We start from the raw sequence: 6,631 nt of genomic DNA on the forward strand, positions 1-6,631 counted from the left end.
CTCCCAATGAGTGGTGGCGCTGCGCCCTTCCAGCAAGCCGGCGCGGGCGACCAGCCAGGTGCCGGCTTCGACACCGCCGCAGGCGCGGGCGCCGCGCGCCGCACGGCGCAGACCGGAAAGCAGAGCCGATGTGGCATAGTTCTGCGTGCCGAAGCCGGCGACGACGACAAGCATATCCGTTGTATCCGCCGCATCGAAGCGGCCGCCGACCGCAACCGGCAGGCCGCATGTGGTGATTGGCGCTTCGCCGGTCACCGATACCAGCCGGAAATCGAACAGCGTTTCGCCGGCGATGCGATTGGCGGCGCGCAACGGATCGACGGCCGACGCCACGCACATGATCGACGAACCGGAAAACACCAGCAGCGTCACCTTGAGCGGCGAGCGTTCGGCGCGAAAGATCGACGGCTTTTCGCTTTTTATCATATGACCTTCGTAAAACGCAAAACAGTTTCCAGCAAGTCAGGCATTGTTGCCATCTGTTCGATCGGGCCCATCTTTGATTGGGCTATGTTTGATTGGGCCATGTTTGATCGGAACGTCTGTGCTGATTGGGAGAAAAGTCCATGCCGCTTGCGATGAACCGTGAGGTTTTCATTACCTGTGCCGTGACCGGGTCCGGCAGCTCGCAGGACCGCAGCCCGCATGTGCCGCGTTCGCCCAAGCAGATCGCCGATGCGGCCATCGATGCGGCAAAGGCGGGTGCGGCGATCGTGCACTGCCATGTGCGCGACCCCGAAACCGGCAAGCCGCGCCGCGACGTCCACCTTTATCGCGAAGTGACCGAGCGCATCCGCGCGGCAGACGTCGACGTGGTGCTGAACCTGACCGCCGGCATGGGCGGCGACATGGTGTTCGGTTCGCCGGAAAACCCGTTGCCGCTGAACGAAAAAGGTACCGATATGGGCGGCGCCACCAACCGCGTGGAACATGTGCGCCAATGCCTGCCGGAAATCTGCACACTCGACTGCGGCACCATGAACTTCGCCGAGGCCGACTATGTGATGACCAACACGCCCGGCATGCTGCGTGCCATGGGCGGCATGATGACGGCGCTCGGCGTCAAGCCGGAGATCGAGGCCTTCGACACCGGCCATCTCTGGTTTGCCAAGCAATTGGTCGAGGAAAAGGTGCTGGATCCGGATGCTCTCGTGCAATTGTGCATGGGTGTGCCGTGGGGCGCGCCGGACGATCTCAACACCTTCATGGCCATGGTCAACAATGTGCCGTCGAGCTGGAACTGGTCGGCCTTTTCCATCGGCCGCAACCAGATGGCCTATGCCGCCGCCGCGGTGCTGGCCGGCGGCAATGTCCGCGTCGGGCTCGAGGACAATCTCTGGCTCGACAAGGGCGTGCTGGCGACCAATGCGCAGCTGGTCGAGCGGGCGGTCAGCATCGTGTCCAACATGGGCGCAAGGGTCATCGGCCCGGATGAGGTGCGCAAGAAGCTCAATTTGACCAAGCGCGCGCCGCTTTGAACAGGGAATCGGTAGGGAGGAGCCGCCGATGAAGACCGTGAAATTCACCGCGATGAAGGACGGCGACCGCGAGGACTACGCCTTCCTCACCGAGCACGAGATCGACTATGCGGCGAAAACCGGCGAGCGGCTGCTGGACGCGCTTGTCCAGCTCGACGAAGGCCTGTCCGGCTACAAGATCACCCGGCTCGGCCATTCGCTGCAGGCGGCGACGCGCGCCTGGCGCGACGGCGCCGATACCGACTGGATCGCCTGCGCGCTGTTGCACGACATCGGCGACATCTACGCACCCTACAATCACGACGAATATGCAGCTTCGATCCTAAAACCTTTCGTGCGCGAGCAGTGCACCTGGGTGGTGGAAAAGCACGGCGACTTCCAGCGTCTCTATTACGCCCACCATCTCGGCGGCAATCCGCATGCGCGCGACCGTTTCGCCGGTCATCTTTATTTCGACGATTGCGACCAGTTTTGCGAGCGTTGGGACCAGTCGAGTTTCGACCCCGGCTATGACACGCTGCCGATCGATTTCTTCCGGCCCGTCGTGCTCGAAGTGTTCGCGCGCAAAGCCTATGACCCCGCCGTGATCCGCGCCGGCGAGCGCGTGCCTCTGATCGACCTAAAAACAGCCAGGACAAGAACCGGAGCCTCCGCATGAGCATCATCACCAAGGCGGCCGCCATCGGCGGCGGCGTCATCGGCGCCGGCTGGGTGGCGCGGCTGCTCTTGAACGGCATCGACGTATCGATCTTCGATCCCGACCCGGAAGCTTCGCGCAAGGTTGGCGAAGTGATGAAAGGCGCGCGCCGCGCCTACAAGCAGATGCTGCCCGGCGGCCTGCCCAAGGAAGGCAAACTGACCTTTGCCAAGACCATCGCCGATGCCGTAGCCGATGCCGATTTCATCCAGGAAAGCGTGCCTGAGAGACTCGACCTGAAGCACCGCGTGCTGGCCGAGATCGACCTTTATGCGCCGGCCAACGCCATCGTCGGTTCCTCGACCTCCGGCATCAAGCCGACCGACATGCAGGTGGCGATGAAGAAGCATCCGGAGCGACTGGTCGTCGGCCATCCGTTCAACCCGGTCTATCTGTTGCCGCTGGTCGAGATCGTCGGCGGTGAACAGACCTTTCCCGAAGCGATCGAGGTCGCCAAGGAGATGTACGCCTCGATCGGCATGAAGCCGGTGGTGATCCGCAAGGAGATCGAGGCGTTTGTCGGCGACCGCCTGCTGGAGGCGGCATGGCGCGAGGCGCTGTGGCTGATCAAGGACGGCATCTGCACGGTCGAAGAACTCGACGATATCATGCGCTATGGCTTCGGCCTGCGCTGGGCGCAGATGGGCATGTTCCAGGTCTATCGCGTCGCCGGCGGCGAGGCCGGCATGCGCCACTTCATGGCACAGTTCGGGCCGTGCCTGAAATGGCCTTGGACCAAGCTGATGGATGTGCCGGAGTTCAACGACGAACTGGTCGACCTGATCGCCACGCAGTCGGACGACCAGGCGCATGGGCTGTCGATCCGCGAACTCGAAAAGATCCGCGACGACAATCTGGTCGCCATCATGGAGGCGCTGTCGAAGCAGAACAAAGGCAAGGGCTGGGGCGCAGGCGCCTTGCACAAGGACTATACCAAGCAGCTCGCCAAGCTTGCGGCGAAGAAGCCCACCGCCTCCAAGGCGGCCGAGAAGGCTAAGGCGACCAAGCCGGTGAAGGCCAAAGCTGAAAAGCCGAAGAAAAAGAAGAAAGGCTGAGACCATGGATTTTGGTCTTTCGGAAGAACAGAAACTCATCGTCGAGACGACGCGCGCCTTCGTCGAGAACGAGCTTTACCCGCATGAGCGCGAGGTCGAGCGCACCGGCGTGCTGCGCCGCGAGCTGATCGAGGAGATCAAGGCCAAGGCGATCGAAGCCGGGCTCTACGCCGCCAACATGCCGGCGGATGTCGGCGGCGCCGGCCTCGATACGGTGACTTGGCTGCTTTACGAAAAGGAGCTCGGCCGCGCCAATTACGCGCTGCATTGGACCTGCGTGGCGCGGCCTTCCAACATCCTGTTGGCTGGCACGCCCGAGCAGCGCGAGAAATATCTCTATCCCTGCATTCGCGGCGAGAAATGGGATTGCCTGGCGATGACCGAGCCGGGTGCCGGCTCCGACCTGCGCGGCATGAAGGCGACCGCCGTGCAGGACGGTAACGACTGGGTGCTGAACGGCACCAAGCATTTCATCAGCCATGCCGATCTTGCCGATTTCGCTATTTGTTTCATGGCTTCGGGAGAGGAAGAGTCTTCGCGTGGAAAACGCAAGAAGATCACCGCTTTCTTCGTCGACAAGGGCACCAAGGGTTTTACGGTGCGTGACGGCTACCGTAACGTCTCGCATCGCGGCTACACCAACGCCATACTCGAATTCGACGATTGCCGGCTGCCCGCAAGCCAGGTCCTCGGCGAGGTCCACAAGGGTTTCGACGTCGCCAATTCATGGCTTGGCGCGACCCGCCTGCAGGTCGGCGCGACTTGCCTTGGCCGGGCCGAGCGGGCGCTTGGCCATGCCATTGAATATGCCGCGCAGCGTCAGCAGTTCGGCCAGCAGATCGGCAAGTTTCAGGGCGTGTCGTTCAAGCTCGCCGACATGGCGACCGAGTTGAAAGCCGCCGACCTGATGGTGTTCGAAGCCGGCTGGAAGTACGATCAGGGCACCGTCACTGATCAGGACATGGCTATGGCCAAGCTGAAGGCCACCGAAATGCTTGCCTTCGTCGCCGACGAGGCGATCCAGATCCATGGCGGCATGGGGCTGATGGACGACCTGCCGCTGGAACGCATCTGGCGCGACGCCCGCGTCGAGCGCATCTGGGAAGGCACTTCGGAAATCCAGCGCCACATTATTTCGCGGGCGCTGCTGCGCCCGTTCGGGGGCTGATCGATGCACAGACTTGAACGTCTTCTGCGGCCGAAATCAATCGCCGTCTTCGGCGGCGCGCAGGCGGCCGCCGTCGTCGCGCAATCGATCAAGATGGGCTTTGCCGGCGAGATCTGGCCTGTGCACCCGACCAAGGATGAGGTCGCCGGCCGCAAGGCCTATCGCTCGGTGGCCGACCTGCCCGGCGCGCCGGACGCTGCGTTTGTCGGCGTCAACCGGCATTTGACCATCGAGGTGGTCAAGGCTCTGGCCGAGCGCGGTGCCGGCGGCGCCGTCTGCTTTGCCGCCGGCTTTCTCGAGACCGAAGCCTATGACGAGGACGGCGAGCGGCTGCAGGCCGAGCTGGTCGCAGCGGCGGGCCGGATGCCGATCATCGGGCCGAACTGCTACGGCCTGATCAATTATGCCGACGGCGCGCTTTTATGGCCTGACCAGCATGGCGGTATCAGGCTGGCCGAGGGCGGCCGCGGCGTCGCCATCATCACCCAATCGTCGAACATCGCCATCAACATGACGATGCAGAAGCGCGGCCTGCCGATCGCCTTTCTTATGACCGCCGGCAACCAGGCGCAGACCGGCCTTTCCGAAATGGCGCTCGGCCTGATCGAGGACGACCGCGTCACCTCGCTCGGCCTGCATATCGAAGCCTTCGATTCGGTAGCCGGCTTCGAAAGGCTGGCCGCTCGGGCGCGTGAGTTGAGAAAACCGATCATCGCCATGAAGGTCGGCCGCTCCGAGCAGGCGCGGCAAGCGGCCGTCTCGCATACCGCATCGCTGGCCGGTTCCGACGCCGCCTCCGGCGCCTTCCTGAAGCGGCTCGGCATCGCCCGCGTCGATTCCATCCCCGCCTTCATCGAGGCGCTGAAGCTGCTGCATGTCACCGGACCCCTACCCGGCTACCGGCTGTCGTCGATGAGCTGTTCGGGCGGCGAGGCCTCTGTCATGGCCGACAGCGCCGAAGGCCGCTGGGTGAATTTCCCTGTTCTCACCGACACGCACCGCGCGCATGTCAAATCGACGCTCGGCCCGCTGGTTGCGGTGGCCAATCCGCTCGACTACCACACCTTCATCTGGAACAACGAGCCGGCGATGACCGCCACCTTCACCGCCATGGTGTCGGGCGGCTTCGACCTCAATATGCTGGTGCTCGACTTCCCGCGCCCCGACCGCTGCTCGGACACCGACTGGTGGGCGACGCTGCGTGCCTTCGAATCGGCGCTGAAGACCAACCAGGCGCAAGGCGCGATCGTGTCGTCGCTGCCGGAGAACCTGCCCGAGGAATACACCGCCGGGCTGATGGCACGCGGCATGGTGCCGCTGTTCGGCATTTCCGAGGCCATGGACGCTGCCCAGGCGGCAGCCTTCATCGGCTGGGCCTGGCGCGAGCCGCAGGCGCAGTCGATCGACACCTCCGCGTCCGGTGCGCCGAGTGGCGATCACATCACACCTGATGAGGCCGAGGCGAAAGCGCGGCTGATCGAGGCCGGGCTTCCCGTGCCCAGGGGCGAACGCGCCGGCAATGCCGTCGAGGCTGTGATCTCGTCGATGGCGCTCGGCTTTCCGGTGGCGCTGAAGGCTTTGGGCGTCACCCACAAATCCGAGATCGGCGCGGTCCGGCTCAACCTCAGGGATGCCGAATCCGTCAGCACCGCCGCTCATGATCTCGATGCGCTCGGCACCGGCCTCTATGTCGAGCGCATGGTGCGCGACGGCGTCGCCGAGCTGCTCGTCGGCTTCACCCGCGACCCGATGTTCGGCGCGGTGATGACGCTCGGCACGGGTGGCGTGCTGGTCGAGCTGCTGCGCGACAGCGTCACCCTGATGCTGCCGGCGACACGCGACGACATCGAGGCGGCGCTGCGCGGGCTCAGATTGTTCCCGCTGCTCGAAGGCTATCGCGGCCGGCCCAAGGCCGATGTCGCGGCGGCCATCAATGCGATATCAGGCATTGCCGCCTTCGTGCAGCAAAATGCCGGCGAGATCGAAGAGCTCGACATCAACCCGCTGATCGTCTGCACCCAGGGCAACGGCGCCTGGATCGCCGACGCGCTGCTGGTGCTGGGAGAAAAAAAGAATGTCTGATGTCATCACCACCCGACGCGAGGGCACGATCCTCGAAGTCACGCTCGACCGGCCCAAGGCCAACGCCATCGACCTGAAAACGTCGCGGCTGATGGGCGAGACATTCAAGGCGTTCCGCGACGATCCGGATCTGCGGGTCGCCATCGTCAAG

7 protein-coding genes are annotated in these 6,631 nt (G+C 64.0%); 6 read left to right on the forward strand and 1 reads right to left on the reverse strand.

The genetic code is table 11. The features are described 5' to 3' along the window. Positions 1 to 426, reverse strand: a 426-nt coding sequence (locus tag E5W87_RS32840; protein ID WP_292407322.1) for an AraC family transcriptional regulator, incomplete at its 3' end; no start/stop codon positions are given. 140 nt (positions 427 to 566) lie between these two features. On the opposite strand from E5W87_RS32840, the gene E5W87_RS32845 reads away from it, so the two are divergent. From E5W87_RS32845 to E5W87_RS32870, 6 genes are all read left to right on the forward strand, one after another. Continuing rightward, positions 567 to 1,478 (forward strand): 3-keto-5-aminohexanoate cleavage protein, encoded by a 912-nt coding sequence (locus E5W87_RS32845; RefSeq protein WP_292407324.1) that lies wholly within the window; start codon positions 567 to 569, stop codon positions 1,476 to 1,478. A gap of 28 nt (positions 1,479 to 1,506) precedes the next feature. Then, positions 1,507 to 2,136 carry an HD domain-containing protein gene (locus E5W87_RS32850; RefSeq protein ID WP_292407326.1) on the forward strand — a complete coding sequence of 210 codons (630 nt, stop codon included), beginning with the start codon at positions 1,507 to 1,509 and terminating at the stop codon, positions 2,134 to 2,136. Beyond that, a complete protein-coding gene (locus tag E5W87_RS32855) occupies positions 2,133 to 3,230 on the forward strand; it encodes a carnitine 3-dehydrogenase (RefSeq protein ID WP_292407328.1) in 1,098 nt (365 codons plus the stop codon). Before E5W87_RS32850 ends, E5W87_RS32855 begins: the two co-directional genes overlap by 4 nt. Positions 3,231 to 3,234: 4 nt before the next feature. After that, positions 3,235 to 4,398 (forward strand): acyl-CoA dehydrogenase, encoded by a 1,164-nt coding sequence (locus E5W87_RS32860; RefSeq protein ID WP_292407330.1) that lies wholly within the window; start codon positions 3,235 to 3,237, stop codon positions 4,396 to 4,398. A 3-nt stretch (positions 4,399 to 4,401) separates the two neighbouring features. Beyond that, positions 4,402 to 6,480: an acetate--CoA ligase family protein gene (locus E5W87_RS32865; protein ID WP_292407333.1), complete on the forward strand. Its 2,079-nt coding sequence runs from the start codon at positions 4,402 to 4,404 to the stop codon at positions 6,478 to 6,480. Next, the coding region (locus E5W87_RS32870) for an enoyl-CoA hydratase-related protein (protein ID WP_292407336.1) at positions 6,473 to 6,631 on the forward strand (159 nt) is incomplete at its 3' end. The genes E5W87_RS32865 and E5W87_RS32870, both read left to right, overlap by 8 nt.

Origin of the sequence: Mesorhizobium sp. (assembly GCF_004962925.1) — a bacterium.
Lineage (GTDB): Bacteria > Pseudomonadota > Alphaproteobacteria > Rhizobiales > Rhizobiaceae > Mesorhizobium.